Here is a 19,133-nt window from a genome sequence, read left to right as displayed (position 1 = left end):
AGCAATAGAACAACAAAAGAATGGACGAGATAACATTTTCAGTCCTGGAATCGAGAAAAATATTTTTCCTCACTTATATGAAATCAAGAATATCCTGAATACCGAATACTTATTTTATGCTGAAAATTTCTTTCCTGTTTTTTTAAATCTTTTGAGGCACGCGGAAAAAAAAGAAGTAAATGGTTTCCAAATAGATTTAATTTGGCCCTATTACTTTATCAATGAAGATACCATGTATGTGAAGGATTTGTTTCTGCAGAATTTAATTTCTGCTTTCTCTCGCCTAGCTATCGATAATCCAGAAGAATTAAAGAATTTAATCGGGGATAACTATCTTTCAAATTCTCAAACGATGGTATATCTACTCTTTCATTCTCTCTCACAAAACCCAAGTTATTTTTCTGAAACTCTTTACCAGATGATTGAATTGAATCCGAATGCTTTGCTCATAGGAGTCATAGGGGCATTGAGCTTTCAATCAGGAAACTATCATTTACTTCCTCCTAGAAAGGTGATTAGAGGTATCTTTGCTTATTTACCAGAAGAACGACGAAATGATTTGGTTCACAAAATCATGAATCTGTCTTTGAAAGCAGATCAGTATTATCTCTTATTGATATTATTGAATGAGATTCCAGAAGAATTCCGATCGAAGCATATCAACCTGAAAATTGCTGAATTAAAAAGAAGATACGAACAACTCGATTTGAATCCTCCTGTGTATGGCTCAGCTATTGCTTCACCTGTTAGTTCTCCGATAAACGACAGTGCCCTTGAAAAAATGAACGACCGCCAATGGATTCGTGCTATGAAAAAGTATGATTCTACATATAAGACGCGGTCTAGGGACTATTTGAAAGGGGATGGTCGACAGCTTTCACAAGCCCTTGGGTATAAAGCGGAAAAAGATCCTAATCGTTTTGTGATTTTGTTACTCAACACCAATGAACAAATAGAATCTTTTTATTTTTCAAACGTCCTCATAGGAATTTCTAAAGTTTGGAAAGGAAAAGTGGATTTAGACTTGGTTATAAAATTGATAGAAAAATCGCATCTTCTTCCTGGGTATCCTTGCCTTAGAGAAATATCTTCTCTTGTTTCTGACTTGGCGGAGGAAAATTTACCTGATTCTATATTGGAAATCATCAAATTTTATGCTGAGATAGGCAAAGATCCCTTTGAAAGAATACATGAAGATGAAAAAGTTCCAGACTACTTACAGATAGGAATCAATAGTGATAGAGGTAGCATCGCTTGGACAATTGGGAAGTTGATTTCGAATGATGTGAATCGGTATATTTTCTTTAAAAAAACTATTTCCATGTTATCGGAAGATCCAAAGACACCAGTTCGGGCCTGTTCGATGATTCCTGTTCTTTATACACTTAACTATGATAGAAATTACGCAATTGAGCTATATTTAAGGTTATTGGATGGGCATTTCGATCTTGCTGGTATGCAAATTTCCCAACAATTTTTGGGATACGCAATCCACTCTCATTATCAAGAACTAAAGGGAACATTGTTTCAAATGACAAAATCCGAAAAGGAGAACATTCAAAAAATAGGTTCTTCTATTATTACATATGCATCATTTGAAAATAAAATTGCCTTAAAAGATTTTCGGAAATTAAAAAGGAATATATCCAGCATTAGACGAGGAGTTGTGGAAGTTCTTAGTCAGACTGTCGAAAGTGAGGCGTATAGGGAACGCTCTTTGAAGGTCATTTCAGATTTTTTTGGGGACGAAGATGATGATATAAAATTTAGAATCTCCCACATTGTCGAAAGTCTTCCGGATGCTTCATTTCCGAAATATGAAAATTGGCTTAGAAAATTCATCAAAAACCATGCGTTTCGGTTTGAATATTCGGGGTTTTTGAAGAAAATTTTAAAACTACCAGTGGTTTCAGAAAAACTTGTTTTAACTATTGGGAGAGAAGCATTTAACGCATATCTTCTAAAACTGAATTGGAATCTTTATTATGATACAGACTTAATCGATATCTTATTCAGAGGATTTCATCAATCAAAGAATCGAAATCATAGAACGAAATTATTTAAGTTACTTGATTGCAGTTTGCTGTTGAATCAAAAACACTTTTTAAAACAACTTGAAATCAATGATGGATGGAAGGATGTAGCATAACTTAATTTAGTATTAAAAAAATCTAAAATGTGCTGAAGATTGAACTTTTTTATTAATGAAGCCCCTGCGTTAGGGATCTACCGAGCGCCCTCGCCGAGGGAGAGCCCGACCCTAATTCAATACTATTCAACGATTCAATTAAATCGGGAACGCCCATTTCTTTTTACTCAACAGGTCAGAGGACCGGGTTGGTCGAACCATTCGCAAGCCGACCGTGAGGTGAGCGAGAATGCGAGTTTGGCGAAAGCGTTTGCCTAGCCAAAACTCGTCTGGCCCGAAGTGACGCATGTAGCATCTGTTGTCACACCAGTGGCATGGCTCCTGTGTTCGGTCGGGATAACCGCTGAAAGCATATAAGTGGGAAGCCCACCTGAAGATAAGATCGCACCTATTGTAGTCCAGGCAGACGACCTGGTTGATAGGTCACAGGTGTAAGTTCAGTCGCGAAGCGCTGGGTCAGCCAAGTGATACGAATCGCCAGAGCTTGACCATATTACAATATACACGATTACGATCGTGTATGTCATTGAAAGTGTTGTTTGTTTTACTTTGTTCTGTTTGGCGGTCTGCGCCGAACGACTTTGATGCTAGAGCTCGAAGCTCACGCATCAAGTCGGGTGCTCGCAGTCGCGGCAGTACCGCTTGGTGCTCCGCAGGCTTTCCCTCATCGGGATAGACAGAACCTTTGTTGTATACATTTTTTGGGAGAAGCCTTGGGTCGTAAGATTCGAGGTTTTTTTTATTTGTGAAATTTTTTTCTTCGATCTTTGGTTAACCTGGCGGAATGTATTTCCATCGGAGGTGGAGCATGGATTGCGGGGCTCACAAATCGTGACATGGATGTCAAGTGAGTAGGAGATGGGAAAACATGAAGCCGCTGGGTTCATTAAAAATTTTACCCAGCATTTTTGTTTTCAATAGAAGACGGATTTAGATTATTTTTTCGCTAATAATTCCGTGAGTCTTTGTTCCGCTTTCTCTTTCCAATAACCTTTCTTTTGGTTAGCGATGATGTCTTTTAAGAATTTAATTTCAGCAGAACGTTCATTAAATCCATGATCACGATCAAACTTTGACCATATAGAATAGTCTTTAAAATCCTTTTCCCAAAAAGGAGAATTTGCAGAAATTCGTTCGAATTTATAATCTAAATTTTTCGTTTTATTCGATATAAAATCTTTTATGTCGAAATTTTCTCGTATAACACTGATTTTATAGAATCCTAAAAAAACAATTTCTCCTGGTTTCCCTTTAATTTTTAAGGTAGAAATGCTTTTTTGTGGATTGAAATTGATTTTGTATCGAGGAGGATTTGAACAGTAATTGCAGAATCGATCCCAGTATAAATACCCTAAATAATGTTCTTTTCGTGAATCTAGTAAATACGTTGGTGTTGATGAATCAAATTGATTGGTATATGAAACTTTTTCTCCCTCTTCTTCTACTGTTACAATTGGTTTCTTTTCATTTGATAAACTTTCTATTGGTGAATTTGTTTGTGCGTCAAAGAGAAACATCCCTTTTGAATAAATAGGATACACTTTTAAAATCATCGCACTTGCATCTTGTGCATCATCATTGAGGTCATCTACAATCACAAATCCAACTAATGTTTGGTTTTTTGCTTCCGTTAGATCTTTTGGGTTTTGAATCCGAACATCCGCGAAGTTACAGCTTAAATTCAAAAAAAGTGGTAAAAAGAGGGAAAGGTTAATTAGATTTTGGAATCTGCGAATTTTCTTCATTTGAAAGGAATACAAGATTTTTAACATGTTCGTCAAATATTTTTTATAAGAAGTATACCTTTCGTAAAATATCGATTGCGAAGCTTAACATTATTTTTCGATCTAAGTGAAAGGGAACAAAGATTGTTTTTGCGATTCGATCGTTTGAGGCAAAAGAAATCATCGAAAATATGGAAGCAGGTTTAGCAAATTTTCGCCAGGTGCTTGCTAGTTTGAAGTGAGAGATGGTTATTTAATTAGGTAGAGTTTTTAAATTAAAATTTTCCCGCGCTAGTGGATACGAAGGGCTTGGTCACCTGCCATCGTTAGATGGCTGGGGACGGAAGCGAACGCGCACCCCGGAGTAGCCCGACCTTTATACATTCCATTTGCAAAACTCCAATCCCATTGGGAGCGCCTAAAACTGTTACTGCAAGGCAGTCGAGCAGGCATTCTGTTGCTTTGATTGCGAGTTATCTTTGTGGATCCAAGAACCTTTCAGAAAAGATTTTACTTTACAATAGTGAGTTTTCACTCACTATTTAGTGAATCATTTCTTATCGGTTGTACGTATGGACTATAAAAACAAGGTAATTTTAATCACGGGAGCTTCATCTGGTATTGGAAGAGCGACTGCCTTAGCCCTAGCTAAATTTCAAAATAAAATTATACTTACCGCAAGAAGGGAAAATCTTCTCCAAGAAGTTTCGAAAGAGATTACGAAATTAGGAAGTGAGTGTATGACTTTTGTAGGTGATGGAAGAGACGAGACCCATGCAGAATTTGTAGTAGAAGAAATAGTTAAGAAGTATGGAAAGATAGATATCGCTCTATTGAATATCGGGATCGGGCCTCCGTCTAATACATTAACTTCAAGCGCGAAAACGATCTTAGACTGTATGAATATCAACTACAGTTCTTTGATTTACTTTTATGTTCCCCTTATGAAGCAGATGAAAAAACAAAAAGATGTAAGTATGATCTCTCATATGAATTCGTTAGCTACCTATTTCGGAATTCCTATGCAAGGTGATTATACTGCTTCCAAAGGCGCAGCACGTCTTTTTTTAGAAACAGCGCGAATGGAATTAGAACATTTCGGATTCAAACATATAAGAATCCAAACAATACATCCTGGATTTGTGGACACGGAAGCGGTAAAGAATGATGGGATCCCTGCTCCGAATCAAATCAGTGAGAATGAGGCTGCAAACCTAGTCCTAAAGGGCATTAGAAAAGAATGGAAAGAAAACCGTTTCCCATACGGAACTGCTTTGGCTACTCGAATAGGAAGGATCGTACCTCTTTGGCTGAGAACAAAAATTCTTTTATCGGAGACTCCTAAAAATTTTTGATCTAGCTTTTCAGATACAACAAATCTGATTTTGCGTTTACAGCTTTTACTGATTCGGCAAAGCGATTTTTTTCACATTGGATCAATTTTCCTTCGTGATTCCGCTTTGCTTGATTTTCTAAATACTTTTTTACTTATGAAAATATGGAAGTCGCACTTAGAAAAATCGGATTTCCTGCTTTATCCGGATTAAATCAATGGGAAGCAAAAATGCAACTGCTTTCGCATATAAAACAAATGTATATTTCTGAAAAACCTTTTTCATTTCCTATAGATTGAAACTCATGTACTTATGGGTATGTTAAAAGATAAAATGATCAATGACATGATCGTACATGGATATTCAAATCAGACAATTCGATGTTATACTGCTTGTATGAAGGTGATCACTAGATACTTTCAAAAGTCTCCTTTGGATTTGGAACCTTCCGATATATATGATTTTTTCCTCTATTTGAGGTTGGAAAATAAATCTGATTCAACTCTAATTAATTTTTACAGTGCATTATTGTTTTTTTATTCTTTAAGAGATAGAAAAGACATGATGCAATTGGTTCCTGTCCCGAAACGGAAACGAAAGGTTGTTGCCGTGTTTAGCCAAAGCGAAATTGTGAATTTTCTTTCTAGCTGTCGTAATGTTTGGGAAAAAAATATTTTTACCTTACTTTATTCTTCTGGGATACGTATTGGTGAAGTGGTAAACCTTCAAATATCTCATATTGACTTTGAAAGGAAGGCCATCTTTATCGCTTCAGGAAAAGGAGGTCACGCAAGGTATGCACTTTTAGCAGATAAAACGGCTGTTTTGTTAAAACAATATATTGAAATTTACAATCCTAAGTCCTATTTATTTTTTTCTCACAAAGGGAAGGACGTTGCAGTAAGTGCAAGGGCCATCCAAGCTGCGTTTCAAAAAATTAGAAAACTCGCTGGGATTCAGAAATATGGAACTGTTCATACTCTCAGACATTCCTTTGCCACTCATCTTTTGGAAGATGGTTACGGTTTGGTTTATATACAAAAACTATTAGGTCATGCTGATATCAAAACGACACTTGTCTATCTACATGTAAGTCCTAATTCACATCTCCAAATTACAAGTCCGTTGGAAAAAATCGTAAATACCAAACTAGGAATGTTTGAAAATCGAAATCAATATGGGTTCCAGTTTAGCTAAGTTTTTAATTTAGAGAAAAAGAATTTCTGGTTGTGGAAATGAAAAATATTTTTCGTAGGGATACGAAGGGCTTGGTCACCTGTCATCGTTAGATGACTGGGGACGGAAGCGAAAGCGCACCCCGGAGTAGCCCGACCCTTTTAAGTGGGAATCCCAGTACACCAAACCCATTGGGACGACCGCAGACAAAACTTTCCATTCTTTGGTTCCGAAGATTTTTTTACAAAAATTTGAATTGCAAAACTAGAAAAACCAAGGCCAATCTATGCAGTTTAGAAGAGTAGGAGAACTGTATGGAAAAACGTTTTGGTACCTGGGCTGAGATTCTTGATATAACAATTTTAATAGGAACATTGGTTGTGTTAGGTGCTTGGATTTTAGGTGTTCCTTTGTTTTACCGAACCGATGGACCCGTATTATCTATATTTACGGCTATTTCGCTCCTGGTGATTGTAGGTTTGCGACTTTCTACCAGACATTTCCATCTCTGGCCTTTCACAGCCAATCTTGCCTTTTTGATGATTGTAGGTGGTGGAAATATTTCTTCTATATTAATGTTGTTGTCGGCACCAGCAGTTCATATCAATCCTAAGTCAAGTTTGGTGATGACTTCTATTTTTACATCTATTGGACTTGTTTTCTTTAGTATATATGAAATCCTATTATATTTACGAAAAACTCCTAAAAGTGTTTGGATTCTGGATGATATTTTAATTCACCTAGCGCTTGTTCCTGGAGGAATTAGTTTGATTGGTCATATATTTCAAAATCCTACATATCTGAGTATGTCTAGGGACGCACGCGTAGGAATTTCTACTATTGAGATGGTGTTTATGGCAACTCTAACGCTTTCTACCATTTTATCAAATCCCAACTTGTTTCTTTGGAAGTTTTTAAAAGGGGGACTGGCCAATCAATTGACATTTGCTAGTTTATTTATTAACCAATATATAGCTCCTATCATTTATATGTTGTTAGTTGGTGGAAATTGGGAAAAGGAAACTTTTGGTCCTGAGTTATTTATATTTTTTGGTGGAGTTCTTGCCACATTGGGTTTTCTTCTTTTTCAAGCAAAAATGGAAGAAAACGCAAGCTAAAATTGGATCTAAGTTATTCGGTTATTTGTTAAAGGCAATTGTGAACATTTAGGAAGTTAGACCAAGACTTGATAAATATCAATGTGTCTCTTTATGTTAATATTTTTTATGACAGAATCGCTTGTTTTCTTTTTGTTTCTATTATTAAAAAGATTTCTCACATTTTCTCTTTTTGTTTCCTTTGTCATGTGAAGTCTTGGTTGGTTTTTGGTTCCATTGCCTCTTTGTTTATACTTTGTGATTGTTCTAAGGCAGAGTCTAGAATCATTCCAGAGCTTTCCAAATTTGAGGTAGTGGAACCGCCATTAGGTTTCCGCCTCTCTTCGCATTGCCCTTCCGGATTGAAACTGGAAAAAGGTTTTTGTCTGATTGATTATCGATATATCAATTCTCTAGAAATAAACGGTGGCCTTGGACAAACTCTCGTACAAGTCAAATTAGATCCCAAAGTCATTGACTTAGGTAGATATTTATTTTTTGATCCTATTCTCTCTGGCGATAAACAATTGTCATGCGCACATTGTCATCATCCAGCTTACAGTCTTTCTGATGGAAGGAAACAAAGTATTGGAAAAGATGGTTTAGGTTATGGACCAACGCGTAAAAATGGAGTTTTACTAAAACGATCGGCCCCTAGTTTGTGGAACGTGGTTTATATGAAAAACTTATTTTGGGAGGGGAGAGCTTCCAATTTAGAAGACCAAGCAGAAGGGCCACTGTATTCACCAGATGAAATGGCTAGTTCGCCAGAAATCATTGAATCAAGGTTAAATGAAAGTCCCTATTATCAAAAAATGTTTCGTCAAGCTTATGGAGAAAAGGGATCTAAAATATCAGCTGCATTGGTGATAGACGCTTTATCTAATTTTGAGAGATCACTAGTTTCTTTCAGTAGTCGATTTGACAAATGGTCAACAGGAGATAAAGAAGCATTAAACACAGAAGAGTTGTTAGGTTATAATGTTTTCAGATCTTTTGTGGCCCGTTGTGCGGAATGTCATCCACCTCCGATGTTTACAAATAATGTTTTTGCTACGATTGGAGTTTTAGATACGAAAGAAAGGGATTTTGGTAGAGAAACTATCACTGGTCAAAATTTGCTCAGAGGAGCCTTCCGGGTTCCTAGTTTAAGAAACATAGTTAAAACAGCACCTTATATGCATGCTGGCAATTTGGATAGCCTAGAAGAAGTTGTTCATTTTTATAATGAAGGTGGGGGAAGAGGAAATGGGGCTCCGAATGATCTTAGAATCCATTGGCATGTTAGGGAAATGGGTCTTAGTAAAAAAGAAATTAACGCTCTCATTTCTTTTCTGTATACATTGACTGATGAAACGAGTATGCCAAAATTTCCGAAGTCGGTTCCTTCGGGTTTACCAGTTGCACTAGAATATGAATCATATCAAAACCGGAGTTCTATAAAGTAATGAGTTTTAAAAAACCATATTTATTCAGTAATATAACAAAAAATCAAAACGTGGAAAAGAAAATTCTCCGTTGGTTTGTTATTCTAACGATTATTTTTTCTGCTGTTCCTGTTTTTTCACGCACCTTGGAAGTAAGAGAAGGTGAGTCCATACAAAAAGCCATCGATTCATTAGAAAAGGGAGATACTGTAAAAGTGTTCCCTGGAATTTATCACGAATTTGTGTTTGTGGATAAAACACATTTTACTTTGTCTGGTGTGATCGTCAATGGCAAGTGGCCCGTGTTAGATGGCCTGGGAAAGTTAAATGACGGTGTGATTGGCTCTGGTGCCAATTTTTTAATCGAAAATTTCCACATAAAAAATTATAAGGCGAATGGAGTGATGACCCAAGGTGCTGGTAATATTACCATGCGCAAACTCATTGTCGAAAATACAGGGATTTATGGAATTTATCCTACTATGGGAACAAACGTAATTGTTGAGGATACCGTTAGTTTGGGAATTGCTGATGCAGCGATTTATATTGGGATGTGTCATAACGTTGATGTTAGGCGAAATGAAGTGTATGGAAGTGTTATTGGAATCGAAATAGAAAACTCAACGAATGTATTGATTGAAGGTAATACAGTTTACGATAATTCCGCTGGGATTGTTGCTTTTGCGTTACCAGGGCTTCCATTGAAGAAAGTTGAAAATGTAATCATTAGAAAGAATTTTATATTTGATAATAATCATCGAAATTTTGCTGAACCAGGTGCATTAGTTGCGGGAGTACCTCCAGGGATAGGCATTGGTGTGATGGCAGGGGATGAAGTGACCATTGAAGGGAATATCATCCGTAGAAATAGTTTTGCAGGAATTGGAATTGGTGATAACAACTTACTTCCCAATTCAAAATCACCGGATCCAGATGTAGAACCAAATCCAGATCGTAATAAAGTATTAGAAAATGTTTTTATCGATAATGGAAAACGAAAGTGGAATGATATTATCTCTTGGCTTTTTTATGTGATCAGGGTAATCTTTTCTGGGAATCCCATTCCAGAATCACCTAACGGTGGGAAGGTTGGAATTTTCCCAGAAGGATTCGATGTCGTAGCCTCGGGAAAAGGAAAAGATAATTGTTTATCTTCTCCCGATTCCGTTACAAAAATTGGAACCAGTGATTATGGGATTTGTAATCCTATAGATAATACTGAAAAAATAAAAACTATGATTGGTGACCCAAAATTAGGGGAAGCAAAATCAGATGCTCGTGAGCTTGGTAAACAGGTGTTTGGTGCTGTTTGTTCTGGATGTCATTCCATGACTCTTCGAACTGTTGGTCCTCCCATTAAAGAAATTCAAGAGAAATATAAGAAGGACGTTTACGGTGTAGTTTCCTTTGCTTCTATGCCCAAAAAAGTGAGAGAGGGATTTATTGAAATGCCTTCGCAAAAATATTTAGGAAATGAGAAATTAACAGCGGTTGCAAATTATATTTTGAATTTGAAAGACGAAGGTGCCAAAGGGGTGGTAAAATAATATGAATCCGGACAAAAACCTTCCAGAGATGAATCCTTTTCGTGGTGGACTGATTTCAATCATTCGTTTGTTTACTCCGCCAGTTTTGGCATTTCTTTTGATTGTTATTGTTCGTTTTCTTTCTAGTGATGTTTCCTGGAAACGGAACCTCTTAGCAGTTTCTTTTCTATGTTATTACATTGCCGTCTCAGTATTGGGAACGTTACGTGCTGCTTCTTCTGTAGAAGACATTCTTGGTGAAGAAGATGTTGTAGAAGAAAAAACTGCAAGAATGAGAAGAGCTAGGCATTCAATTCGGGTATTCTTTTCGCTTTGGCTTGTTGGTGGGGTTGCGATCCTTGTTGGACTTTACGTTGGTATGAGTAAAAACCGTTGGGATATGCCCATTCCTCTTCCATCTTTTCAGATTCTAAGCTCTGTGATTTGGGCCATTCTTTCTTCTTTTCTGTTACAACTTATGAGCTTTCATAGAGGGCTTTTGCTTAGAAAAGGTGGCACAACAAAAGGATACATAGCTCAGAGTATAACAATTTATGGATTCCTCATCCTTATTTTTCCTATTTATTTTGTTTTATATGCTGGGAATGGCAAAATTGTCAACATCCCTTATCTTGTTGCTTTTACGCTTCCCACTAATGTTATTTTAATATATTTGATTATTAAAAAATACAAATCTGTGGTTCATCTTTTGGGAGAAAATTCTATTTTTTTCATTCATCCCGATACCAAATATGCGGCTAAACGTGCCTTGGGGACTTTTCTATTAGTATTTGTTTTGATAAGTTTGTTTTTTTTGGACTATACTAGAAGAAAAAAATTGCTTTGGATTTACGCCGCAAGAGAAAACCATATTTTATTTTTTGATGTTCTCCGTTTAACAGGTGTCGATGTTAATGAAGTTGATGAACATAAATATACTCCGCTTTTTTGGGCGATTCAAGGAGGGGCACTTCCATTTGTAAAATCGATAACAAGTGATGGTGCAAATTTGGAAACGCGAAATGAATTTGGACAAACTCCTTTGATTTTAGCTGTTTTATTACAAAATGAATCGATTGTGAAAGAACTGGTTTCTTTGGGCTCTGATACCAACCAAGCTGATTCATTGGAAGGCCAAACTCCATTGATATTAGCAGCAAGAGATGGAAATTATGAAATCACTTCCTTCTTATTAGAAAAAAATGCCAATCCATTGTTAAAAAATAAAAAGGGAAAAACTGCTTTGGATTTGGCTCGAGAAAATGGCCATCTTAAAATTGTTGAGTTGTTAAAGAACCGATAGACCATTTTTAAAAAACTAAAGGATCAAATTTACTCTCTCGCTATTTCGTTCAATATTTCACATAATTTTTCTGGTTTGCTAAAAAAAGGAGAATGGCTGGAATCAATTTGGGAAACCCGATCACAGGGAGAATCTTTTTGCATCTTCCTTTGAAGAAATAGTGTAACAGCTCGATCTTGCAAACATTCGATGTATATCTTCGGAATTTTACCGTAACGTTCTTCAGTTAATTTCAGTTTTTCAAATCCACCTAAGTTTGGTTCTGGTGTGAGTAAAACATTGGCTAACTCAGTGATCTCAAGGGGGCAATCATGATAGAGTGCTTCTTGGAATATATGTTGGCTCAAACGATGGGTTCTGTAAATTTTTGGTAAAAAAAGATCGATCAATGTTTTTTTATATCCATTATAATTTTTAATCAATAGACTCACTATTTTTACGGATATTTTGGGAACTGTGTTTTGAATCACTAATGACTTCCGATCAAGGAGTGCATATTCCATCATACACTTTCCGTTCGGGATTAAGTAGGATGCGAGGTAAATTAATTTCTCAATTTTTTCCGGAATCGTTTCAGCTACTTTAGAAATTACAATTCCATTACGACTGTGTGCAAGTAAAATCACTTTGCCTTCGACCGCTTGAATCACCTCTACTGTTTTGTTTACATAGTCACTAAGTGTTACTGAATTTAAATTCTTTCTGTCTAGTCCATGTCCTGGCATATCTATGCTTATCACTCGGTATCCTTGTTTTTGTAATATCGGCATTATTTTATGCCAATTCCAAGCGCCGTGGTAAGAACCATGTAGTAAAATAAATGTTTTCATCTCATCTCCAAAAATGGAATGAGAATATTTTAGATTGAATTCAACGATTCGAAAACCCGATTCTTGCTATTTCTAAAAAAAATACCGCATAGATTTGGAAACTTACGTTTTATGAACCTAGTTGGTTTATGAAACATATCAGAATATTTTTATTAAGTTTTGTTGTTCTAACAAATGTAGTCTTTTCAGAATAGCTGAATATGGTTCCTATCAACCTAAAGACGACATAGAAATTACAGTGACAGTTGCGGCAAATTTTAAAACCCCCTAAACAGGGGGGATTATATCCTGAAATATTTATTTCCATACTTACGAATGGAATGAAAGTCATGAGAATTCTTTGCAAAGATTTTGATTTTTCGCACAGAAATTGTAATTCAAACTGAGGATTTCATGATTCCTATTCCTGAACTTTCGACCAATCCGTCGACAATCGATTATATGTGGTACAAACTCCCTTGGGCAGTACCGAATTTTTTTACAATGGTTGTTGGATTGACACTCACATCTCTTGGAATTCTCGCCCTCAAAAGATCTGAGAATCGCAAACTTTTGTTTAGTTTTATTTGTTTTTCTTTTTCATTTGCTTCACTTGGATTTGTTTTATCATTACGTACGTTAGTCCAAGACCAACCAACTTTGTTGTTTTGGAATCGTATTGGATACTATGGAGTTATGTTATTATCTCCGTCAGCTGCATATTTAACCTATTATTTAACGAACCAATCCTATCGATATTTGATCCTTTCTGGTTTTTTGGCTATGTTTACACTAACATTTGGGTATTACGGACTGATTACCCATTACGATTTTACAGGTGGTTGGTTTATTTATTCGTTTGGCAAGTATCCAATTGCGGAATTCCCACTTAAATTCTGGGGTATTGTTTTGGTCATTAACTACCTGTTTGTTTATACACCTACCTCGTTTCATTATTGGATGAAGAAACAAGAAGAGTTTGAATCAAAAAAGTTTATGTTTTTAGGGCTTCATATATGTAGTTTTCTTTTGATTACAAATTTGTTAAGTTTAGTTGGATATCCAGTATTTCCAATGAGTAGTTTTGCATTTCTTCCATTATCAATTCTCGGGTATGGAATCTTTAGGTCAGACTTTTTGAATCTAAATGATCTATTATTCAAACAAAGGGGATTGTTCTACTTTTTATCGGGATTTATCACAACGATTTTAATCCTGATGGCATATTTAGTTTCATTATATCTTTATCCAAATGACCAGATAACAGCATATAATCGACCTTTTTTTTTAATCCCACTTCTCTCTAGTGTTGTGGTATTTGCTTTGGCTATTTATATTGCAGGAAGTAATCCTGATATTAAATTAAACATGTTAGCATCCATCTCATTTTTTTTAGCAGGTGCTTTTACTATTGTTATGGTTATTTTTAAATTTGACTTACCGTTAATTGTGCATAGGCGGTTGGAACAAATTTTTTATACTTTATTTGTTTTCACTCCAGGAATCCATTTGCGATTCTGTTATGCGTTATTTGGTAAAAAATCTCCCAAACTTGTCCGACTTATTGATTTTGGATCGCTACTTTTATCCTTTATCGTTTGGACTCCTTATTTTTTCAGCGGATTCTATGAATACTCTTTTGGTAGGATGTCAGGAGGAAGCATTGGTCTAAATGCATTTGGTTTTCTAGGTATGTTAGGGATGACATATTTTTTAAAAGATTGGATTCATATATGGAAAGAAACACGTAATCAATTGGCCAGTCTCATAGTGCTTTCGTTATTTTTCGGTGACTTTCTTATTTTTCTCAATTTGCCGGCCACAATGGGAATTCCGTTGTACTCAATTGGTGAATTACAATTCATTCCAGCTCTTTTGATTTCAATTTTTATCATCAAACTGGGAGCCATACCTACCTCGGGACAAGCCACTTTGATTGGAAATCGTGTTTCTTTAATGATCCTATTTTTTGTCCCAGTTTCGATGTCCTTTTATGTTTTAAATTTAAAGGAAACTTTTCCACTAGGTGTTGCAGTATATCACGCGTTATTTGTGGCATCTCCAATCGCATTGGCTTTTTACCTTGTATCGTTTGTATTTTTACGATCTACTGCGGTGAAGTTAGACGAAACGATGTTTGCATTGGCCGAAGAAAAAGTGAAAGCAGATAATGCTCTTATCCAATCAGAAGAAGCCAAAAAAGAAATTGAAGCCATCAATCAATTAACTAATTTAATTAATTCTGAATCTGAATTACCAAAAATCATCAGTGCCATTGCCCAGTATGTGAATCAAAAATATGGCATTTTAGCTTCTTGGTTATTTTTATTAGATGAAAACCAAGTAGAAATAAAAAGTGTACATGCCGAGGCTTTTATTGATACCTCGGATAAACAAAGGGCATTTGTTCATAATTTACGGATTCCTTTGAATGAATCAGGAGGAATCGCCTATTTAGTTTGGAAACGAAAAAAAAGTATGTTACTGCCTCAAACCAAACGATTTGAATTTGAGATTGATAAACGAATCGGCGATGAAGTTCATGCTACCTCGTTTTTGCATGTGCCATTGGTTTTAAAAAATGAAACCATAGGTCTGATTATGTTTTCAAATTTTCTAGAGCGATTGGATTTAACAAAGTCACAAGCGAGGTCCATTGAACATCTTTGTGCACAAGTTGCAAGTGTTATTCAAAGAGTCCACCTCCTAAGGCAAACTGAAAAACAAAAAAAGGATATCCTTGCCTTGAATGGATTTATCAAAGATATCAATGAAAAAATGGATATTCATTTGATCATGAAAAAAATACATAATTATGTAAAAACAAATTTTGGGATTATGTATTATTCATTGTTAGTTGCTGATGGAGAGAAAAAATACTTACGATTTATGGAGATGGAAGTTCCTGAATATGTCACTGAATTCCAGAAAAAAAGAATCTATGAAATGAGAGTGCCACTAAAGGGCGCAGCAGGAGGCCACCAGATGGCACTCCGTAAAAAAAAGCCAATTTATATACCAAATGATTTGGGAAAGATGGAAAGATTGCTTTCTGAAGATGAAAAATGGGTGATTGATGTTTGTAAAATCACATCATTTCTTTTTATCCCAATGATATTAAATGGCGAGGTAGTCGGATTACTTGATTTATCTAATTCAGACAAATCGATGGATTTAACTGATGAAGATATTTCAAAACTATCTATCTTGGGAGAACAATTAGCAGGAATTATTTATGGTTCTGCTTTATTCCAAGAACTAGAGATTTCTAGAAATATTGCCGAGGAAGAGAGACGGAAAAATGAGAAACTTTTACTTAATATTTTGCCTGTTGATATTGCAGAGGAGCTAAAGGAAAAAGGTGCCACAGAACCAATATTATACGAAAATGTGAGTGTTATGTTTACCGACTTTAAAGGGTTTACACAAATCGCAGAAGTTTTAACGCCACAAGAACTGATCCGAGATTTGGATGCTTGTTTTGTTCAGTTTGATAAAATTACAGAAAGATACAAACTGGAAAAACTAAAAACCATTGGGGATAGTTATATGTGTGCAGGTGGAATCCCAAAACGAAACCAAACACATGCTATCGATTCAGTTCTTGCTGCTTTGGAAATTCAGGCCTTTATGAATCTAATGAAACAAATCAAAGCGGACCAGGGATTGCCATTTTGGGAGTTACGCTTAGGAATTCATTCAGGTCCCTTAGTTGCAGGTGTCATTGGAGAAAAGAAATTTGCCTATGATGTTTGGGGGGATACTGTGAACACTGCATCTAGAATGGAATCGTCGGGAACTCCGGGCAAAATCAATGTTAGTGGTGAAACATATGGTATGATTAAAGATGTTTTTGAATGCGAATACAGGGGAAAAATTAATGCCAAAAACAAAGGAGAAGTGGAAATGTTCTATGTTTTGGGTTTGAAAACGGAATTTTCCATATCAGAAGATAAACGGACTCCCAATGAAAATTTTTGGAAATACTATGAAACGTTAGCAGGAACCAGGGAACATGTCGCTTAATAATGATAGCATAACCGAACTAAATAGGATTAAAATTGGAATTTTGGAAAATGACGATTTCTTTTTGGAAGAGCTAAAAAATCGTATTTCCGAATTGGCCAATGTATCGGAGATCCTTTCTTGGAAAACGGGTGAGATGCTTTTACGTGATCCCAAACATAAAAGTATCGATATTTTATTTTTAGATATTATGTTGCCTGGTATTAATGGAATCGAAGTAGTTAAAATATTATCAGAAAAAAATGAAAACATAAAAGTCATAATGTTAACCAATATGAATTCCGATGAAATGATTTTTAATTCGATTAAAAATGGGGCACTTGGTTACCTTTTAAAATCAGAGTTAGGGCAAATTAAGAATATTGTTGATGTTTTAATAGGAGGTGGGGCTTATATCACGCCTACCATTGCACTCCGGGTATTTTCTAGTTTTAGGCGTCCAATCGATAAACCAAAAGTATATTTAACAGATCGGGAAAAACAAATTCTTGAATTATTAATCAAAGGAAAGACAATTCCTTTGGTTTCCAAGTTTTTAGACTTGAGTGAGCATACCGTGCAAGGATATGTAAAATCTATCTATCGAAAATTACAGGTTCATAATCGTTCAGAATTAGCACTCAAAGTACAAGAATATTCTATTTTATAATGAATTGTATTGAAAAGTGTTGTCTATTTTTGGTTTTGTTTACGATTCCAATAAATTGTTATCAAAAGTTAGAGGGGATAAATCAAAATAAATCATATATTGATTTATCTGATACAAATTGGGAAAATTCGCGTCCGATTAATTTATCATCTGGATGGGAGTTTTATTGGAACCAACTTTTGGATCCAAAGGATTTTCCTGTAAGCTATCCGTTAGGTGATACTCAAATAGTAGAATTTCGGCCTTGGACCAATTTAACTTTTTCAGAACAAAAGTTCCCTTCAAAAGGTTTTGCTACCTATCGTAAAAAAATAAAAATTCAAAAAAGTTTTAAATTAAAACAGTTTTCTATTTATTTTATGCATTTGTTTTCTGCCTCTAAGGTTTACATCAATGGAGAACTGATTCAGGAGAAAGGAAAAGTTTCCACCATTTTTGCAGACATTATACCTGATAGGACCAATTCAACGATTGAATTTAAAACAGATCAATTGGAATTGGATATTGTATTACAAATTGCGAATCAGGATTTTTATCAAGGTGGACCAAGAGGTGAGTTTTTGATTGCTTCTCCTTCACAAATTCATTTGTATAAAAGTAAGAATCTAATTGTAGAAATTTTTGTATTTGGCCTTATTTTTGGGTCTGTCTTATATCATCTTTCATTTTATTTTATCAATCGTAATCAACTTGCCTTTTTGTATTTTTCCATTGTTTGTATTTCCTTTTTAATTCGTATTCCTTTTCTAAATAGTAAATCGCATGGTTATTTTGTCCCTATACAGAGTTTTGAATTTCAATCTATTTGGCTGCATTATGTAAATATTTTTACATTTGTGTTTTCCGTTTTATTTTTGAGCGAATTGTTTAAGTCAAAACAATACAAATACATAAAAAATTTCTTCTTTGTTGGTGCAATTTTCGCCTTGTTTACTCCATTTGTTCCTAAAACAATTCAATATTATTTAAATTTTCTTTATCTCGTTGTTTATTTGGTATCGTTTTTAGTATTTTCTTTTTTTCTCCTTTATAAACATAAAAAAGAAGCACAAGGGTTATATTCTATGGCCATTGCTCTTTTCTCTCTTGCTTTGTTTTGTATTTTAGCGATATCACTTAATTTTTATGGCGTTCATGGCGGTTTATATTTAATTATTGGATATTTGTTTTATGTAATTTTTCAAACAGTCTCTTTAAGCAAATTTTTTGCTTATGCTATTGAATCTAGAGCAAATATAGAAATGGCCTTACATGAAGAATCATTACATGCATTGTCGAAACAAAGGGCTGAAATGCAATTGATGGTACATGACCAATTAGGAGCGAATTTAACGGATTTAAAAGTATATTTAGAAAGAAAAATGGCAAGTATGAATGAATCAGTAAAACATACTTTTGATCTGAATTATATTTATGATAGAGTAGTCTCAATTATCCAATCTCTTCGGAACCAACTACTTTATATAGAAGATCAAAATTTAATTTTTGAAAACTTTGTCACTGGATTACATTTAACTTTGTTAAGAAGGTATTCTGATGTTGGGAGAGAATTTGAGTTCACACCTTCTTCGGAATTCTCGAATTATTTTAATAAAATCAAAATCATAGGTAAAAACCAAAGTTACTTTTTAAATATATTTTATATGCTATATGAAGTTTGTACAAATGATATCAAATATGGTAGAGGTGAATCAGTTTGGACTTTAGATTATAGTAACGGTATTTTTTATATTAATCAAAAGAATTTAATGGTTCTACCAATTCAAAAGCATAGTTCTAACTTTGAACTTAAAAGTATTAAAAAGCGATTAACATTATTAAATGGCAAATTAGAGGTTCAGATATTGGATGAAACTTACCAATTGAAAATTCAGTTTCCTACTTGATCAAAGTTATTTCTAAAACATCTACAA

General features: G+C 35.0%; 12 protein-coding genes and 1 other annotated feature (1 of these 13 cut by a window edge). Of the genes, 10 read left to right on the top strand and 2 right to left on the bottom strand.

From position 1 onward, the window contains the following. A protein-coding gene (locus EHQ31_RS10820) for a hypothetical protein (RefSeq protein WP_135573830.1) crosses the window boundary here: on the top strand, window positions 1–2,149 show its 3' end. Its footprint begins 2,456 nt before the window's first position; only the last 2,149 of its 4,605 coding nucleotides appear in the window; its start codon lies beyond the left edge, outside the window; the stop codon is at window positions 2,147–2,149. A gap of 227 nt (window positions 2,150–2,376) precedes the next feature. Then, window positions 2,377–2,631, top strand: a sequence feature (23S ribosomal RNA rRNA prediction is too short). 453 nt (window positions 2,632–3,084) lie between these two features. Here EHQ31_RS10820 and EHQ31_RS10815 read toward each other — a convergent pair. After that, the gene (locus EHQ31_RS10815; RefSeq protein WP_135582930.1) at window positions 3,085–3,921 is read right to left on the bottom strand and encodes a hypothetical protein; all 837 of its coding nucleotides are present in this window, start codon (window positions 3,919–3,921) and stop codon (window positions 3,085–3,087) included. Between the two features lie 524 nt (window positions 3,922–4,445). On the opposite strand from EHQ31_RS10815, the gene EHQ31_RS10810 reads away from it, so the two are divergent. The 6 genes from EHQ31_RS10810 (at window position 4,446) to EHQ31_RS10785 (ending at window position 11,736) form a co-directional block, all read left to right on the top strand. Then, window positions 4,446–5,228: an SDR family NAD(P)-dependent oxidoreductase gene (locus tag EHQ31_RS10810; RefSeq protein ID WP_135573834.1), complete on the top strand. Its 783-nt coding sequence runs from the start codon at window positions 4,446–4,448 to the stop codon at window positions 5,226–5,228. 297 nt (window positions 5,229–5,525) lie between these two features. Continuing rightward, window positions 5,526–6,404, top strand: coding sequence for a tyrosine-type recombinase/integrase (locus tag EHQ31_RS10805; RefSeq protein WP_135573835.1), 879 nt, complete (start codon window positions 5,526–5,528; stop codon window positions 6,402–6,404). A 293-nt stretch (window positions 6,405–6,697) separates the two neighbouring features. Further along, on the top strand, window positions 6,698–7,501 hold the full coding sequence (locus EHQ31_RS10800) for a hypothetical protein (protein ID WP_135573837.1): 804 nt from the start codon (window positions 6,698–6,700) through the stop codon (window positions 7,499–7,501). Between the two features lie 68 nt (window positions 7,502–7,569). Then, complete coding sequence (locus EHQ31_RS10795; protein WP_244247346.1) at window positions 7,570–8,928, top strand: cytochrome-c peroxidase; 1,359 nt, start codon at window positions 7,570–7,572, stop codon at window positions 8,926–8,928. Next, complete coding sequence (locus tag EHQ31_RS10790) at window positions 8,928–10,454, top strand: parallel beta-helix domain-containing protein (RefSeq protein ID WP_135573839.1); 1,527 nt, start codon at window positions 8,928–8,930, stop codon at window positions 10,452–10,454. The genes EHQ31_RS10795 and EHQ31_RS10790 overlap by 1 nt, the downstream gene beginning before the upstream one ends. 1 nt (window position 10,455) lies before the next feature. Then, window positions 10,456–11,736 carry an ankyrin repeat domain-containing protein gene (locus tag EHQ31_RS10785; RefSeq protein ID WP_135573841.1) on the top strand — a complete coding sequence of 427 codons (1,281 nt, stop codon included), beginning with the start codon at window positions 10,456–10,458 and terminating at the stop codon, window positions 11,734–11,736. Window positions 11,737–11,765: 29 nt separating this feature from the next. Here EHQ31_RS10785 and EHQ31_RS10780 read toward each other — a convergent pair whose 3' ends face one another. After that, on the bottom strand, window positions 11,766–12,566 hold the full coding sequence (locus tag EHQ31_RS10780) for an alpha/beta fold hydrolase (protein ID WP_135573843.1): 801 nt from the start codon (window positions 12,564–12,566) through the stop codon (window positions 11,766–11,768). A gap of 393 nt (window positions 12,567–12,959) precedes the next feature. On the opposite strand from EHQ31_RS10780, the gene EHQ31_RS10775 reads away from it, so the two are divergent. From EHQ31_RS10775 to EHQ31_RS10765, 3 genes are read left to right on the top strand one after another with little or no spacing between them, the layout of a single operon-like run. Then, a complete protein-coding gene (locus tag EHQ31_RS10775) occupies window positions 12,960–16,571 on the top strand; it encodes an adenylate/guanylate cyclase domain-containing protein (RefSeq protein WP_135573845.1) in 3,612 nt (1,203 codons plus the stop codon). Next, window positions 16,561–17,220, top strand: a complete 660-nt coding sequence (locus EHQ31_RS10770; protein WP_135573847.1) for a response regulator transcription factor — start codon at window positions 16,561–16,563, stop codon at window positions 17,218–17,220. The genes EHQ31_RS10775 and EHQ31_RS10770 overlap by 11 nt, the downstream gene beginning before the upstream one ends. After that, a complete protein-coding gene (locus EHQ31_RS10765; protein WP_135573848.1) occupies window positions 17,220–19,106 on the top strand; it encodes a 7TM-DISM domain-containing protein in 1,887 nt (628 codons plus the stop codon). The genes EHQ31_RS10770 and EHQ31_RS10765 overlap by 1 nt, the downstream gene beginning before the upstream one ends. Window positions 19,107–19,133: the final 27 nt, after the last annotated feature.

The organism is Leptospira montravelensis (genome assembly GCF_004770045.1).
GTDB lineage: Bacteria > Spirochaetota > Leptospiria > Leptospirales > Leptospiraceae > Leptospira_A > Leptospira_A montravelensis.
This window is presented reverse-complemented; position numbering and strand designations above follow the sequence as displayed.